General features: G+C 65.8%; 16 protein-coding genes. 10 read left to right on the top strand and 6 right to left on the bottom strand.

Features of this window, described 5'->3' with window-relative positions:
• Positions 1 to 20: 20 nt before the first annotated feature.
• From QM685_RS13665 to QM685_RS13690, 6 genes are all read left to right on the top strand, one after another.
• Positions 21 to 977 (top strand): 4-hydroxyproline epimerase, encoded by a 957-nt coding sequence (locus QM685_RS13665; RefSeq protein ID WP_415116703.1) that lies wholly within the window; start codon positions 21 to 23, stop codon positions 975 to 977.
• Entirely contained in the window at positions 974 to 2125 is a 1152-nt protein-coding gene (locus QM685_RS13670; protein ID WP_415117017.1) for an NAD(P)/FAD-dependent oxidoreductase, read from the top strand. The genes QM685_RS13665 and QM685_RS13670 overlap by 4 nt, the downstream gene beginning before the upstream one ends.
• Positions 2118 to 2393 carry a (2Fe-2S)-binding protein gene (locus tag QM685_RS13675; RefSeq protein ID WP_415116705.1) on the top strand — a complete coding sequence of 92 codons (276 nt, stop codon included), beginning with the start codon at positions 2118 to 2120 and terminating at the stop codon, positions 2391 to 2393. The genes QM685_RS13670 and QM685_RS13675 overlap by 8 nt, the downstream gene beginning before the upstream one ends.
• Entirely contained in the window at positions 2390 to 3682 is a 1293-nt protein-coding gene (locus QM685_RS13680; RefSeq protein ID WP_415116707.1) for an FAD-dependent oxidoreductase, read from the top strand. The genes QM685_RS13675 and QM685_RS13680 overlap by 4 nt, the downstream gene beginning before the upstream one ends.
• 162 nt (positions 3683 to 3844) lie before the next feature.
• Positions 3845 to 4612 carry a helix-turn-helix domain-containing protein gene (locus QM685_RS13685; RefSeq protein WP_415117019.1) on the top strand — a complete coding sequence of 256 codons (768 nt, stop codon included), beginning with the start codon at positions 3845 to 3847 and terminating at the stop codon, positions 4610 to 4612.
• Positions 4613 to 4628: 16 nt separating this feature from the next.
• Positions 4629 to 4958 carry a hypothetical protein gene (locus QM685_RS13690; RefSeq protein WP_415116709.1) on the top strand — a complete coding sequence of 110 codons (330 nt, stop codon included), beginning with the start codon at positions 4629 to 4631 and terminating at the stop codon, positions 4956 to 4958.
• A 140-nt stretch (positions 4959 to 5098) separates the two neighbouring features.
• On the opposite strand, the gene QM685_RS13695 is transcribed toward QM685_RS13690, so the two are convergent.
• From QM685_RS13695 to QM685_RS13705, 3 genes are all read right to left on the bottom strand, one after another.
• Positions 5099 to 5353 (bottom strand): hypothetical protein, encoded by a 255-nt coding sequence (locus QM685_RS13695; protein ID WP_415116711.1) that lies wholly within the window; start codon positions 5351 to 5353, stop codon positions 5099 to 5101.
• A 155-nt stretch (positions 5354 to 5508) separates the two neighbouring features.
• Positions 5509 to 5841: a hypothetical protein gene (locus QM685_RS13700; RefSeq protein WP_415116713.1), complete on the bottom strand. Its 333-nt coding sequence runs from the start codon at positions 5839 to 5841 to the stop codon at positions 5509 to 5511.
• A 238-nt stretch (positions 5842 to 6079) separates the two neighbouring features.
• Positions 6080 to 7972, bottom strand: a complete 1893-nt coding sequence (locus tag QM685_RS13705; RefSeq protein WP_415116715.1) for a bifunctional sugar phosphate isomerase/epimerase/4-hydroxyphenylpyruvate dioxygenase family protein — start codon at positions 7970 to 7972, stop codon at positions 6080 to 6082.
• A 316-nt stretch (positions 7973 to 8288) separates the two neighbouring features.
• Here QM685_RS13705 and aroQ point away from each other — a divergent pair, with 316 nt between their 5' ends.
• From aroQ to QM685_RS13720, 3 genes are read left to right on the top strand one after another with little or no spacing between them, the layout of a single operon-like run.
• Complete coding sequence (aroQ, locus tag QM685_RS13710; protein WP_415116717.1) at positions 8289 to 8744, top strand: type II 3-dehydroquinate dehydratase; 456 nt, start codon at positions 8289 to 8291, stop codon at positions 8742 to 8744.
• Entirely contained in the window at positions 8741 to 9679 is a 939-nt protein-coding gene (locus tag QM685_RS13715; RefSeq protein ID WP_415116719.1) for a shikimate dehydrogenase, read from the top strand. The genes aroQ and QM685_RS13715 overlap by 4 nt, the downstream gene beginning before the upstream one ends.
• A 49-nt stretch (positions 9680 to 9728) precedes the next feature.
• Positions 9729 to 11087, top strand: coding sequence for an MFS transporter (locus tag QM685_RS13720; protein WP_415116721.1), 1359 nt, complete (start codon positions 9729 to 9731; stop codon positions 11085 to 11087).
• A 75-nt stretch (positions 11088 to 11162) separates the two neighbouring features.
• Here QM685_RS13720 and QM685_RS13725 read toward each other — a convergent pair whose 3' ends face one another.
• From QM685_RS13725 to QM685_RS13735, 3 genes are all read right to left on the bottom strand, one after another.
• Positions 11163 to 11888, bottom strand: a complete 726-nt coding sequence (locus QM685_RS13725; protein WP_415116723.1) for a TetR/AcrR family transcriptional regulator — start codon at positions 11886 to 11888, stop codon at positions 11163 to 11165.
• 151 nt (positions 11889 to 12039) lie between these two features.
• A complete protein-coding gene (locus tag QM685_RS13730) occupies positions 12040 to 13329 on the bottom strand; it encodes an NAD(P)/FAD-dependent oxidoreductase (RefSeq protein ID WP_415116724.1) in 1290 nt (429 codons plus the stop codon).
• A 114-nt stretch (positions 13330 to 13443) separates the two neighbouring features.
• Positions 13444 to 14385, bottom strand: a complete 942-nt coding sequence (locus tag QM685_RS13735) for a dihydrodipicolinate synthase family protein (RefSeq protein WP_415116726.1) — start codon at positions 14383 to 14385, stop codon at positions 13444 to 13446.
• A gap of 181 nt (positions 14386 to 14566) precedes the next feature.
• On the opposite strand from QM685_RS13735, the gene QM685_RS13740 reads away from it, so the two are divergent.
• A complete protein-coding gene (locus QM685_RS13740; RefSeq protein WP_415116728.1) occupies positions 14567 to 15511 on the top strand; it encodes a LysR family transcriptional regulator in 945 nt (314 codons plus the stop codon).
• Positions 15512 to 15802: the final 291 nt, after the last annotated feature.

The raw sequence follows: 15802 nt of genomic DNA on the forward strand, positions 1-15802 counted from the left end.
GCCGGTCCGCGGTTCCTACCATGGGCGTCATGAAAACCCTGAACATTATCGACTCGCACACCGGCGGTGAGCCTACCCGCCTCGTGGTGTCGGGCGGCCCTGACCTGGGCGGCGGCACGCTCGCGCAACGGCTCGACGTTTTCCGCACGCGCTTCGACGACTGGCGCGCGGGCATCGTCACCGAACCGCGCGGCTCCGACGTGGTGGTCGGCGCGCTGCTATGCGAGCCCGACGATCCCACCTGCGCGGCCGGCGTGATCTTCTTCAACAACGTCGGCTATCTCGGCATGTGCGGACACGGCACGATCGGGCTCGTGGTGTCGCTCGCGCACATGGGGCGGATCGGGCCGGGGCGTCACCGCATCGAGACGCCGGTCGGCGTGGTCGAGGCGACGCTGAACGCTGACGGCGGCGTCGCCGTGCGCAACGTGCCCGCCTATCGCTATCGCCGGGCGGTGCAGGTCGACGTGCCCGGCTACGGCGTGTTGACCGGCGATATCGGCTGGGGCGGCAACTGGTTCTTCCTCGTCGCCGATCATGGACACGAACTGGACGCCGCGCGGCTCGCGAGTCTGACGACGTTCAGCTCCGCGATCCGCGACGCGCTGATTGCCCAGAACATCACCGGCGCGGACGGCGCGCTGATCGACCATATCGAACTGTTCGGGCCCGGCTCGCGCGACGGCCTCGACAGCCGCAGTTTCGTGCTGTGTCCCGGCAACGCGTACGACCGCTCGCCGTGCGGCACCGGCACGAGCGCGAAAGTCGCGTGTCTCGCGGCCGACGGCAAGCTTGCCGAGGGCGCGGTGTGGCGGCAGGAGAGCATCATCGGCAGCGTGTTCGAGGCGAGCTATCGCGCCGCGGGCGACGGCGTTCACGTGATCCCGACGATCACCGGTCACGCGCACATCATGGCCGAAGGGCGTCTCTGTTTCGACGAACGCGATCCGTTCGCATGGGGCATTCGCACTGCATGAGCCCGGATGCGCTGATCGTCGGGGCAGGTATCGTCGGCGCCGCGTGCGCGGCCGAACTGGCCGCGCTCGGCATGCGCGTCGACGTGCTCGACGCGCAGGGCATCGGCGGGGGCGCCACCGCGGCGGGCATGGGCCATATCGTCGTGATGAACGACTCGCCCGCGGAATTGGCGCTGAGCCGTTATTCGCGCGATCTGTGGCTGCAGCTCGCGCCGCGGTTGCGTACGCGCGACGCGTTCGCGCGCTGCGGCACGCTGTGGGTCGCGGCCGACGAAGAAGAATGGCAAGCCGCGCGCGCCATGCATGCGGCGTTCGCGGCGCAAGGCGTGGCCGCGCAACTGCTCGACGCAGCCGAACTGCGCGCATGCGAGCCTGAGCTAGCCGAATCGATGGCGGGCGGCCTGCGGATCGAGCACGACGGTATCGTGTATGCGCCGACCGCCGCCGAATGGCTGCTCACGCAATCTCCGCACGCGGCGAACATTCGCGTGCGGCTCGGCGCGCCGGTCACGTCGATTGGCGCGGGCGGCGTCGCACTGGCTGGCGGCGAGCGCATCGGCGCGGCGCACGTGGTCGTCGCCAATGGCCTCGGCGCGGCGCAACTGCTGCCGGCCCTGCCGTTGCAGCCGAAGAAAGGCCATCTGCTGATCACTGACCGCTACCCCGGACTGATCCGTCATCAATTGCTCGAGCTGGGCTATATCAAGAGCGCGCATCACGCAACCGGCACGTCGGTCGCGTTCAACGCGCAGCCGCGTCCGACCGGCCAACTGCTGATCGGCTCATCGCGTCAGTTCGACACCACCGATCCCGCCGTCGAAATGCCCGTGCTCGCGCGGATGCTGCAACGCGCCGCGCAGTATCTGCCGGCGCTGCCGACGCTCAACGGCATCCGCGCGTGGACCGGTTTTCGCGCGGCGTCGCCGGACGGACTGCCGCTGATCGGGCCGGCCGGCGAATTTGCGCCCGGTGTCGTATCCGCTACCGCGTCTGGCGTCTGGCTCGCGGTCGGTCACGAAGGACTCGGCGTGACGACCTCGCTCGCCACCGCGAAGCTGCTGGCGGCGCAGATCGCCGGCAGCGCCGTGCCGATTCCTGTCGAGCCTTATCTACCGGTCCGTTTTGCCGAGCAGGTGGCCCATGACTGACGCACGGGCGGCCCGTATCCATTTGACGGTCGACAGCCGCGACATCGAAGTGGAAAGCGGCACGACCGTGGCCGCGGCGCTGGCGATCGCGGGCGTGAGCGGCTCGCGGCTGTCGGTCAAGGGCGAGCCGCGCGAGGCGTTGTGCGGAATGGGCGTGTGCCAGGAGTGCCGCGTGACGATCGACGGCCGCGCGCACGCGCTCGCTTGCCAGACGCTGTGCCGCGACGGCCAGCGCGTGCAAACACGGAACGCGGCGGGACACGCATGACGCAGCATTTCGACGTCGTGGTGATCGGCGGCGGGCCGGCCGGGCTCAATGCCGCGCGCGCCGCGGCGCGTGCAGGCGCGACAGTCGCGCTGATCGACGACAACCCGCGCGCCGGCGGGCAGATCTGGCGTCAAGGTCCCGCGCATCCTCCGCAAGCGGCGCTGCATACGTTGCTTACTACGTTGCAAACGCAGCAAGGCTTCACGTACTGGCCGTCGACCCGTGTGATCGCGCCGCTCGGCGCGCACGGCTTGCTGCTCGAATCCGCCGGACACGGCGCCGTTTCCATTTCCTGCGACCGTTTGATTCTCGCGACCGGCGCGCGCGAGCGGCTGTTGCCGTTCGCCGGCTGGACCTTGCCCGGCGTGACCGGAGCCGGCGCGTTGCAGGCGCTGATCAAGGGCGGCATGCCGGTGCGCGGCGAGCGGATCGTGATTGCCGGCAGCGGTCCGCTGCTGATCGCCGCGCTTGCCACCGCGCGCGAAGCCGGCGCACGCGTGATCGCGGTGGTCGAGCAGGCGCCGGCAGCCGACGTCGCGCGTTTCGGCGCGTCGCTGCTGCGCGAACCCGCGAAGCTGCGTCAGGCGATCGCCCTCACGCGCGGTTTCGCGGGACTGCGTTACTGGACCGGCAGCATCGTGCGGGAAGCGCATGGGGAGGAGCGCGTGCGGCAGGTGACGATCCGGCGCGGCGAGCGTGACGTGACACTCGATTGCGAGCGCGTCGCGTGCGGCTACGGGCTGCTGCCGAACGTCACGCTCGCGCAGGCGCTCGGCTGCGCGATCAACGAAGCGGGCGAAATCGTCGTCGACGATGAACAGCGGACCTCGCTCGAACGTGTCTATGCGGCGGGCGAATGCACGGGCGTCGGCGGCGCGGAGCTCGCTTGCGTGGAAGGTGAGATCGCCGGACTCGCGGCGAGTGGCGGCGCCGCCGCGCAACGCGCCACGCTGCCAGCGCTCCTTGCGCAAAGAGCGCGCTGGCGGCGCTTCGGCGCGCGCGTCGCGGCGTCGTTCGCATTGGGGCAAGCCGCGCGCACGCCGCCCGCGGACGCGACGCTGCTATGCCGCTGCGAAGACGTGAGCGTCGGCGAAGTACGCCGTTGCGCCGACTGGCGCGACGCGAAGCTGCAGACCCGCTGCGGGATGGGCCCGTGCCAGGGAAGAATCTGCGGCGCGGCCGCGAATCTGTACTTCGGCTGGCCGGCCGCCGCGCCGCGTCCACCGTTCAACCCCGCGCAAATCGGCACGCTGATGAGTGCCGCCGAGGTGTCCGCGCCCGCGCGATGACGGTCTTGTGTGTACGCTCGGCGGATATTGTCGGGCGCCGCGCGGCTCTATAATCGATCGCAATCGACCGCACGCGCAGGCTGCCCGGCCGTGCCGGCGCGGCGATCCGCGAACGCACCCAGAACGCACTCAACCAAGGTACGGACCAACGGGACCCGCATGATGAACACGCTGGCTCATCCGCTCGAACCGGACGATACGACGCTGTCCGGCATGCTGTCGCACTTCAGGTTGCTCGAGCCGGTGTTCGACGCGATGCCGGACGTCGTGTTCTTCGTCAAGGACGCCGATGCGCGCTACGCGCTCGTCAACCGCACGCTCGCTTCACGCTGCGGCTTCAAGGAAAAGACCGCGCTGCTCGGCAAGACCGCCGAAGACGTGTTCCCGCGCCGCTTCGGGCGCATCTACACCGCGCAGGACAAGGCGATCATCGGTGTCGGCAACCAGATGCTCGATCAGCTCGAATTGCATCTGTACCCGGGGCGCCAGCCGGGCTGGTGCCTGACTTCCAAGCAGCCGTTGCGGGACGCGGCCGGCAAGGTGGTCGGCCTGGCCGGCATTTCCCGCGATCTGAAAGCCGACGAAAGCAGCCACCCGGCCTACAGCCGGCTCGCCGCAGTCGTGCAGTCGATTCAGGAAAACTACGTGCAGCCGCTGAATCTGAAGCAACTGGCGGCGATGGCCGATATGTCGGTTGCGCAACTGGAGCGTTACTTTCACAAGGTGTTTCATCTGACGCCGCGCCAGGTGCTGCTGAAAACGCGGCTCGATGCGGCGACCGCGCTGCTGGTTTCGCACGACAAGGTCACCGACGTCGCCGCGCGCTGCGGCTACACCGATCACAGCGCGTTCACGCGACAATTCAAGGCGACGGTCGGCGTTACGCCGACCGAATACCGGATGCTGCTGCACGGCACGCTGCGCAACTGAGCTTCCTTTCTGTCTTATGGCTGGCCGTCGGTATCACTATTACGTGTACGTCGTCGCGCTCGACGACCGGGTCTGGAACGAGGCGCGCTTTCGCCGCGCGAATCCCGATTACCGGTTCGACAAGCCTTGCGTGTATGTGGGCATGACGGGACTCGATCCGGACTTGCGCTTCGACCGGCACAAGGCCGGCATTCAGGCCAATCGTTATGTGCGCGATTACGGTCTTCGCTTGATGCCCGAACTGTACGAGATGTTCAATCCGATGCCTTACCGCGGCGCGCAGGATATGGAAGTCGAACTGGCGATCGGGTTGCGTGAAGCGGGGTATGGGGTGTGGCAGGCTTGAGCGGCTGAAGGGCGGGTTTGCCGGGGTTCCCTGCGTCGCCGCGAACCGCCCGGCCGGAAAGCAGGGGCCGCAATGACGAAGGCCGCGTCGACGCAAGGCGTCGGCCGCGGCCGTGAACGGTGATGTCGCGTGTGGTTTCGTTACTTGACGCCGAGTCCTCGCAATACCGCATTACCTTCCTGCGTCAGACGTATATGCGGCGTGCCGGCGTCATTCGCAACGGTCTCGACGAGACCGGCTTCGTAAAGCTGCGGAATTTCGGGTTTCGCGGATGCGTCGATCGGTGCGTGCAGCAACAGCAGCAGGGTCGCCAGTTCGTGATGGCTCAGCAAGCGACGCAGGATAGTGGGCCGTTTGGCCGGTGTTTCGTTGGTATTCGGTTCGGGCTGGTTCATGGAGCGCACCTCGTGCGGGGACATGTCCGGGGGATCATGAGGACGAAGTCTTAAACGATTCTTAAGACTCCATTGTCCTGTAACACCGTGACATGAACGTTGCAATAGATCAAATCCGGGCGCCCGGAACTTCTGTTTTTTTGACCCGCAACCCCTTATGGAGCACAGGTTTTACCTGCCGATTCGATCCACAGGTTGTTTACATGACGCTTGCCCGCGTAGAAACGGTAAGTTGTCGCGCCATTGTCGCTGCGCACCTTGATGATGTTCGAGTCCCCGAAATCGAGCATCTGACCCTGCGGGATCTCGGTGGACTTGAACGCGGCGTCATGATGATTGGCGATCTGGGTCAGACATGCGATCACGTCGCTGACGGAGCGCTGCGTCGTGGTGTCGGTGACGGGCTCGCCGACATCCGGATTTTTCTGGAAGTACGCGCAAGCGCTGAGCAGCAGCGGAACGGACAGGACTACAGCGAACTTCTTCATATCTCTCCTGGCGTTGATTCGGCGATTCGTCTGATGGTCCGCCACGCCACGCCGCGTGTGTCGCAGGCGGGCGGCTGGACTGCAAGGCAGGCGCCATTATATCGAGACAGCGAACCTGCCCCGACCGGAGACGCAGGTGGCGTGCCAGGGGGCGCCCACACCTTCGGGTTAGCAGCGGCTGAAGCAATCCGTTTCGGCGCGACGGCTTTTCGGGAAGAAGCCGCCGTGTCGCTCTTCATTACTTCCGCCGCTGCGCCTGCGCCGCGAGCCGCACCGCCGCATTGGCCGCGCCGTAGCCGTCGTAGCCGCCGCGCCGCTCGACGATCTCGAGGAAAAAGCGCTGGTCGAGCTGCTCCGTATAAGCGTGGAAAAACTCGCCGCCGCGGTCGTCGCGGTCGTAGAGGATATTGTTCGCGCACATCGTTTCGAGCAGTGTGTCGGACAGCGCGTAACGGGCCGCGAGGTCGTCGTAGTAATTGCGCGGAATGCGCAGCACCGGCACGCCATCGGCAACGAACTCGGGGATCGCGCTGAAGATGTCGCCGGTGCTGAATGCGACGTGGTTCAGGCCGGAGCCGTGATACGTGTGCAGCGCCTCGGCCACCGCCGTATGGCGATCCACCGACGCATTGAGCGCGATCCGCACCGAGCCGTCCTTGCTGCGCAGCGCGCGGCTGCGCACGAGTCCGTACGGATCGGGCACGAGCACGCCCGGCTCGGCCAGGAAGCCGAGCGCGGTGCGCAGAAACAGCACCCACGTATCGAGCGAATTGGCCGGCACCGACAGGCACACGTGATCGATGCGCGTGAGCGGCCCGACCTCGGTCGGCCCGTTGATGTCGGTGAGCACGAAATCGGCTTCGAAGAGCGTCGGCTGATCCGGGGTTTCGTCGACGAAATAGTTGAGGCTGCTGTCCGGCGCTTGCACGGCCGGCAGCACGCGCTCGTTCGGACCGATCTGGCCGGAGAACGGCGCGTAGCCGAAGCCGGCCGCGCGTTCGAACGCCTGGCTCGCGTCGTCGACGCGGAACGCCGATGCGCACAGCGACAAACCATGCTGCTGGAAAAACGCATTCGCGAACGAATCGGGCTCGGCATTCAGCACGATCGATGCCGCGCCGTGCTGGTAAAGCGTCACGTCCTTCGAACGATGCTGGCCGGCCTGGCGAAAGCGCAGCCGGCCGAGCCAGTCGGCGAGTTGCGCGCGGGTGGTGTGATCGACCGCGAATTCGAGGAACTGATAGCCGACGTGCGCGGGCGCGGCGGGGGAGCGGTACAGCTCGTTCGCCATCTGTTGCGGCTGCTGTTGTGCTTCGAGCAGCGCGCGGGTCTGCTCCTCGAGGAACAGCAGCGAGCGATGGCCGTCGGCGGCCGTGATCGTCGTGGGGGCGGCGCGAAAGCCGTCGTTGAAGATCTCCAGCGAAAGCGGCCCCTTGTAACCGGCCTTCACGACCTGCGCGGTGAAATTCGCGAGATCGAAGTCGCCCTGACCGGGGAAGCAGCGGTAGTGGCGGCTCCATTCGAGCACGTCCATCGCGAGCTTCGGCGCGTCCGCGATCTGCACGAACGTAATGCGCTCGCCCGGAATGTCGGCGATGGCGTCGGGCGTGTCGTTCAGCGACAGCGTATGAAAGCTGTCGAGTACGAGCCCGAGATTCGGGTGGTCGACCGCGTCGACGAGCTTCCATGCGTGGCGATAGGTCTTCACGTGCTTGCCCCACGCAAGCGCCTCGTAACCGGCGATCACGCCGGCCGACCCGGCCGCGCGGGCCAGCGCGCCGAGCTGGTCGATCATCAGCGCGTCGTCGCAGATCGTATCCGGTGACACGTTGCTGCACACGAGGATGCGATCCGTGCCGAGCTCGTGCATCACGTCGAACTTGCGCTTCGCACGGTCGAGATTGCGCTCGAGCCGCTCCGGACTCACGCCGTCGAAATCGCGAAATGGCTGGAACAGCATGATCTTCAGCCCGAGATCTTCCGCGATGCGGCGCACGTCGGCGGGCGAGCCGTCGAAATACAGCAGGTCATTCTCGAAGATCTCGACGCCTTCGAAGCCCGCCGCGCGGATCGCGGTCAGCTTCTCGACGAGGGTGCCGCTAATCGACACGGTGGCAATCGAACGTTGCATGAACGGCTCCTGCGAAACAATCAGACGGGTGAAAACGTGAGTGGCTACGCGGTTTGAAGCACTTCCGGCGCGGCTCGACGGTCTTGCTGCAATGCGAAAAATGAGCCAGTTCGTTACGCACTGTAGCAAGTCGCAGGCCAGAATCGCCCACACTAACCGCGAGTTTCGACAGTCTATACAAACTAACTAGATGGTACAAATTCGTAGAAACCCCGAATGACGACGAACGCGGATGCGCGCACACTTCGCTACGCGTCGAAGAACCGCCGCGGGTGCAGCGGTTTGCCGTGCGCCTTACTTTGCAGGAGTCGTTGTCATGAGCTTTGCCTCCGTACTGGTCCTGAACGGACCGAACCTCAATCTGCTCGGCACGCGCGAGCCAGCCGTCTACGGCTCGGAAACGCTCGACGATGTCGCGAAGCTGTGCCGCGACGCGGGCGAACGCCTCGGTCTCGCGATCGACTTCTGCCAGTCGAATGCCGAGCATCAACTGATCGACTGGCTGCACGCGGCGCGCACCAAGGTCGACGGCATCGTGATCAATCCGGCGGCGTACACGCATACGTCGGTGGCGATCGCCGACGCGCTGTCAGCGATCGAAAAGCCCGTCGTCGAGGTGCATATCTCGAACGTGCATCGTCGCGAGGCGTTCCGGCATCACTCATATGTGTCGGCGGTGGCGGACGCGATCATCATCGGCTGCGGCACTCAGGGTTACGTGCTCGCGCTGGAACGGATGGCGACGATTCTTAAGAATAGGGCGGCTGAATGAACACTCAAGCGAACACTCAGGAAAACACCCGGACGGACGCGCTGATCGGCGCGTTGGCGAATGCGCAGGCGAGTTCGCGGGCCACTCCGCACTCGTATCTGGTCGGCCTGATCGGCTCGGGCATCGGCGGCTCGCTGAGCCCCGCGATGCATGAGGAAGAGGGCAGCAAGCTCGGTCTGCATTACGTGTACCGGCGCATCGATCTCGAAGCGCTGAAGCTCGACACCACCGCGCTGCCGGACCTGCTTACCGCAGCCGAACGGATGGGCTTCAATGGCCTGAACATCACGTATCCGTGCAAGCAGGCGGTGATTCCGCTGCTCGACGAGCTGTCCGATGACGCGCGCGCTCTCGGCGCGGTCAACACCGTGCTGTTCAAGGACGGCAAGCGCATCGGCCATAACACCGACTGGTCCGGCTTCGCGCGCGCGTTCCGGCGCGGCTTGCCGGACGTGTCGCTCGAGCGCGTCGTGCAACTCGGCGCGGGCGGCGCGGGCGCGGCGGTCGCTCATGCGGCGCTGAACATGGGCGCGCAGGCGCTGACGCTGTTCGACGTCGACGCCGCGCGCGCACAGTCGCTCGCCGACGAATTGCAGAAGCGTTTCCCCAAGGCCGGGGTCAGCGCGGGCGCGTCGCTCGCGGAGTCGCTGGCGGCCGCGCAGGGGCTGATTCACGCGACGCCCACCGGCATGACGAAACTGCCGGGCCTGCCGCTGCCGGCCGAATTGCTGCATCGCGACCTGTGGGTGGCCGACATCGTCTATTTCCCGATCCGCACCGCGCTCTTGCAGGCGGCCGAGGCGCTTGGCTGCCGTACGTTGAGTGGCGGCGGCATGGCGGTCTATCAGGCGGTCGACGCGATGCGCATCTTCACCGGGCTCGAGCCGGACGCCGAGCGCGTGTACACCCACTTTCAATCGCTGTTGCAACGTTAACCGGCCGCGTAAAGACCGGCACACAAGCTGACGAGGAGACAAGCCCGACATGCCGCAATCGATTCAACCCAGTTCCGCGGACGCATCCGCGCAAAGCCCCGGTACGGCGAGCACCGCGCGCCGTTCGAAAGCCCGTTACCAGATCCTCGCGCTGCTCGCAGCCGGCACGATGATCAATTATCTCGACCGCACGGTGCTCGGCATCGCCGCGCCGCAGTTGACGAAGGAACTCGGCATCAACGCGGCGCTGATGGGCCTGCTGTTTTCGGTGTTTTCCTGGAGTTACGTGGCCGCGCAGATTCCGGGTGGCCTGTTTCTCGACCGCTTCGGCAGCAAGCTCACCTACTTCCTGTCGATGACGTTCTGGTCACTGTGCACGCTCGCGCAAGGTCTCGTGACCGGCATCGGCGCGCTGTTCGCGTTCCGGCTCGGCCTCGGCGTATCGGAAGCGCCGTGCTTTCCGACCAATAGCCGGGTGGTCGCCACCTGGTTCCCGCAAAGCGAACGCGCGATGGCGACCGGCACCTACACGGTCGGCGAATACATCGGCCTCGCGTTTTTCAGCCCGTTCCTGTTCATGTTGATGGGCGCGTTCGGCTGGCGTTCGCTGTTCTTCGTGGTCGGCGGCGTGGGTATCGCGTTCGGCGTGCTGTGGTGGTTCCTGTATCGCGAACCGCGCGATCATCCGTCGGCGAATCAGGAGGAGCTCGACTATATCGAGGCGGGCGGTGGTCTCACGCAGCGCAACAAGGATGCGGACGCGGACGCGCCGAAGAAGAGCGGTTTCGAATGGCGCACGATTAGCCAACTGCTCAAGCATCGTCAACTGACCGGCATCTGCCTCGGCCAGTTCGCCGGCAATTCGACGCTCGTGTTCTTCCTCACGTGGTTTCCGACCTATCTCGCCACCGAGCGCCATATGGCGTGGCTGAAGATCGGCTTCTTCGCGATCATGCCGTTCATTGCGGCATCGATCGGCGTGATGTTCGGCGGCGTGTTCTCCGACTGGCTGCTGCGACGCGGCAAGTCGCCGAACGTGGCGCGCAAGCTGCCGATCATCGCCGGCCTGCTGCTCGCGTCGACGATCATTCTCGCGAACTATGTCGAGAGCAACGTGGTGGTGATTGCGATTCTGTCGGTGGCGTTCTTCGCGCAAGGCATGGCCGCGCTCGGCTGGACGCTCGTGTCGGATATCGCGCCGGAAGGGCTGCTTGGCGTGACCGGCGGGATCTTCAACTTTGCCGCGAATCTGGCGGGTATCGTGACGCCGCTCGTCGTCGGATTGATCGTTGCCGCAACCGGTTCGTTCGTCGGCGCGCTCGTATTTATCGGCGTGATCGCGTTGATCGGGGCGCTGTCGTATATCTTCGTGGTCGGCGATATCAAGCGGATCGTGTTGGTGGATTAGGAGGGGCGGCGGCCAGTAAAAACGGGATGTGGCTCTCACCACATCCCGTTCTCAATTCTGTCGAGGCAACCCGCCTCAATCGTCCTTTTTCACGAACCGCAAAATCGCATCGACGATCATCGCCCGATGCCGCGCCCGCAAGCGCGGATGCGACGGATCCCGCCCAAACGCGGTACCGAACGTATGCCGGTTCCCCACGCGATGAAAGCACAGTGAACTGATCATCAGATGCAGATCGATCGGATCGATATCGCTGCGGAACTGCCCAGCCGCAATCCCGCGCGCAAGCAGATCCTCGATCGTGTGAATAACGGTGACGTTGCGGCCTTTGAACGTCTTCACCTGCTCGACGTATTTCGCGCCGTGAATATTTTCGATCGTCACGAGGCGCACGAAATCGCGCTGGCGGTCGTGGTAGTCGAACGTGAATTCGACCAGCGCGCGCATGCCCTCGACCGGATCGAGTTCGCTGATGTGCAGATCCTGTTCGAGCGCGCGAATGTCGCCATATACCTTTTCCAGCACCGCCTGGTACAACCCTTCCTTGCTGCCGAAGTAGTAGTACAGCATGCGCTTGGTGGTGTTCGTGCGTTCCGCGATCGCGTCGACGCGCGCGCCCGTCAGTCCCATCGCGGAGAACTCCTGGGTCGCGACGTCGAGGATGTTGCGCTTCGTCTGCTCGGGATCGTATTTGCGCCGGGCGTCGACACGTCGCGAGTCGACACGCCTGGTGTCGGCGCGCGGCGTATCGGACGCGATGCCGTTGGTATCAGGCTCGGCGGCCTTGCTTCCCTTTTTCATTGTGGATTCGAGCGGCAGTGACGCGCGCATTCTAGCATGGCGAAACCGGCCTCCGGCGCGGGTCTCGGGCATGAGCGGCGGCATATCGACGGGCCTCGCGGGGCCCTGACAAGGCCATAACGCGGCCGTCGGGCGACCATCGGGCGACCCGTCAGGCCGCCGGGCGCGCGGGCCGGCGGCGCGCCGCGAACGCGTCGCGTGTCTGCATCGCCGTGTAGGTGAGCTGCGCGGCGGCGAGGCCGAGCGCGCCGTACGCGCGCGTCAGACCGAACGTCGCGAACGCGTCGGGCACCGGCCGTTCGCCGGAGATCGCGGCGGCCAGCAGTTCGCCGGATACCGTGGTCGGCGCCATCCCGTGCCCGCCGAAGGCGACCGCGTACCAGACGCCGTCCGCGCTGCGGCCGATCTGCGGCATCTTGTGCCGCGCGTAGCTCATCAGGCCGCCCCATGCATGCTCGACGCGCACGTCGTGCAATTGCGGATAGACCTTCAGCAGATCCTGTCGCAGTAGCCGCGCGATCGCCTCGGGCTCCCGGTTGCGCACCGAGATGCGGCCGCCCCACAGGATGCGCGTGTCGGGCAGCGGCCGGTAATAGTCGAACGCGAAGCGGGTGTCGTAGATCGCGGCGCGTGTGCTGATCGCGTCCCGCAGACGCGCGCCGAGCGGTTCGGTCGCCATCACGTAGGTGGCGATCGGCAATACCGCGCGCTCGACGCGAGCGTACACGTTGCGCGCGTAGCCGCCGCCCGCCATCACGACGTGGCGGGCGTCGAGCACAGCCTGCGGCGTCTGGACGACGAAGCCCGCGCCGTCCGGCCGCAGGCTCACGACCGGCGAGCGCTCGTGAATCGTCACGCCCGCTTGCGCGGCCGCGGCGGCAACACCGAGCACGTATTTGAGCGGATGAAAGTGGAACGCGTTGCGCTCGAAGAGGCCGCCGTGATAGCGGCTCGTTTTCAGTTGCACGGCGAGTTCATCGGCCGCGATCGGCTCCCAGTCGACGCCGAACGAATCGCGCATCAGGCGCCGCTGCGTGTCGAGCCGCGCGGGTTCGTCGAACCAGTTCGCGAGGATCACGCCGGCGTCGGTCGCGTCGCAATCGATCCGGTAGCGCGCGATGCGCTTGCGCATCAGATCGACGGCGTCGGTGGTCAGCGTATAGAGTTCGCGCGCGCGGACCGGGCCGAGCGTTTTCAGCAGGTCGGCGCAATCGAGGCTGTAGCCGCCGAACACGAATCCGCCATTGCGTCCCGACGCGCCGAAACCGACCTGCCGCGCTTCGAGCACGACGACATCCTTAACACCGCGCTCGGCGAGCCCCAACGCGGTGGAGAGTCCCGCGAGGCCGCCGCCGATGATGCAGACATTGGCGCTGCGTCGGCCGTTGAGCGGCGCATAGGCGGAAGATCGGGTGACAGTGGCTTCGTAGAAACTTTGCATGGGGCTAGGGTAGCGGCAATCGTGTGCCGGAGTCCAGCCCGCCGGGCTTGGCGCAACGCTCGGGAAACCGGCGCTCGGGCCACCGTGGAGCAAACCCATGCGCCCCGATGCGCTTTAGTGCCCCCAGCGCAGCACCAGCGGATCGAGTCGCCGCGCGATTTTCAGCAGCCCCTCGCGCGTCGCGGGATGCATCCGCGGCAGCGGATGACGCACCGCGTCCGAGCGGATGATGCCGCCTTCCTTCATCAGCGCCTTGCACGATGCGAGGGCGCCCTGGCGATTCTCGTAGTTGATCAGCGGCAGCCACTGCTGATAATGCGCGGCGGCGGCTTCGGTGTCGCCGGCCGCATAGGCGTCGACGATCAGGCGGATGCCGTCCGCATAACCGCCGCCGGTCATCGAACCGGTCGCGCCCGCATCGAGATCGGCCAACAGCGTGATCGCTTCCTCGCCGTCCCACGGTCCCACGACAGCGTCGCCGCCCAGTTCGATCAGCTCGCGCAGCTTGTTCGCGGCCTGCGGCGTTTCGATCTTGAAGTACGACACGTTGTCGATTTCGCGCGCCATGCGGGCGAGAAACGGCGCGGACAATGTCGTGCCGCTGACCGGCGCGTCCTGGATCATGATCGGAATCCGGATCGCGTCGGATACCGCGCGATAGAACTCCTCGATGCCGCGCTCGCCGATGCGGATCGTCGCGCCGTGATACGGCGGCATCACCATCACCATCGCGGCGCCCGCGTCCTGCGCGGCGCGGCTGCGCGCGGCGCACTGGTACGAACTGAAGTGCGTGGTCGTGACGATCACGGGCACGCGGCCGGCGACGTGTTCGAGCGCGAGATGCATCAGCGTGTTGCGCTCGTCATCGGACAGCACGAACTGCTCGGAGAAGTTCGCGAGAACGCACAGACCATTCGAGCCCGCGTCGATCATGAAATCGATGCAGCGTTTCTGGCCGTCGAGATCGAGGCGGCCGGCGTCGTCGAAGATCGTCGGCACGACCGGGAAGACGCCGCGCAGGGCAGGCTGGGCGGCGGAGTGGGAGGGCTGGCTCATGGTGTCGTCGTAGTCCGTGCTGGGGGTTCGTGATAGGCGTAGGCCCGCGCAAGGCCGCGCAAGTGAATGTCTCCGCCGCCGACTATACGGCGCCACGCGTCGCGGGTATATTGAATTGTTTCCATTCCGTGATCGCTTTTACGACTCACCTCGTAGCTCACCCTCGCCTGGCTCAAACCCGATGAAAGATACGCTGAACATCCTGCTGTCGAAACTGCGCATGAAGCAGTTGCATCTGCTGATCGCGCTCGACGACCACAAGTCGCTGCACAAGGCCGCCGGCGTGATGGCGATGACGCAATCGGCGGCGAGCAAGGCATTGCAGGAGCTCGAATCGATGCTCGACGCGCCGCTTTTCGAGCGCTCGAAAAGCGGCATGATCCCAAACCAGCTTGGCCATTGCGTGATCCGCTACGCGCGTGTCGTGACCACCGACCTCACCGCGCTTTGTCAGGACGTCGCCGAGATACGCTCGGGGCGCGGCGGGCGCCTCGCGATCGGCGCGATCATGGGCGCGATTCCCGAATGCGTGGTGCCGGCGTTGAACGAATTGCATGCCGGGCAGCCGGATCTGTCGATCGAAGTGGTGGAAGACACGAGCGCGCGGATGCTCGCGCAACTCGACGATGGACGGCTCGATCTCGTGGTGGGCCGCGCGGCGGTCGCGGCCGATCCGTCGAAGTATCAGTATCGGCCGCTTGGCGACGAGCCGCTGTCGGTGGTGGTCGGCTATCGCCATCCGCCGTTGCCGCGCCGGGAAATGACGCTTCGTGATCTGGCGGGGCATCGCTGGGTCGTGTATCCGTCGCATATGCCGCTGCACGCGCTGCTCGAGCGGGAGATGGATCTTGCCGGTCTCGACATGCCCGACAATCCGGTTTCGACGGCATCCACGTTCGTGACGGTTGCGCTGCTGCAAGGCAGCGCCGAGCTGGTATCGCTGCTGCCGAGCGCGATTGCCAGGCCGTTCGTGCGGCACAAGATGCTGCGCATCGTGCCGGTCAGGCTCAAATCGCCGTCGCAGACTTTCGGCATCGTCACGCGCAAGGGCGGCGTGCTGTCGCCGCCGGCCGAACGTTTCATCGCGCTGTTGCGCGCACAGGCGCAGACGAAAGCACGCGCGTAGACGCGAAGCGCCGGGCAAAGGACGGGGCAGCGGGCTGCGAATCCGGTAAAGCGTTCGTAAAGCGCCTGCAACGCCCCGGTAAAACAGCCGCAAAGCGCTGCCCAGAAAACGGAAAAACCGCCCGAAACGGCGGTTTTTCATGGCGTGAAGACGTTCAATATCTCATGCCGCTTCGCGTTTTGTAATCCGCCGCCGACAGGTGTTGTAGCCGCGACACTGTCGGGTCAATACGAACCGATGGCGGTTTCCCGTTCCGCGCTACACTGATTTGAATGAAGTAAGTTCAGGTCC

This window comes from Paraburkholderia sp., assembly GCF_047605525.1.
Lineage (GTDB): Bacteria > Pseudomonadota > Gammaproteobacteria > Burkholderiales > Burkholderiaceae > Paraburkholderia.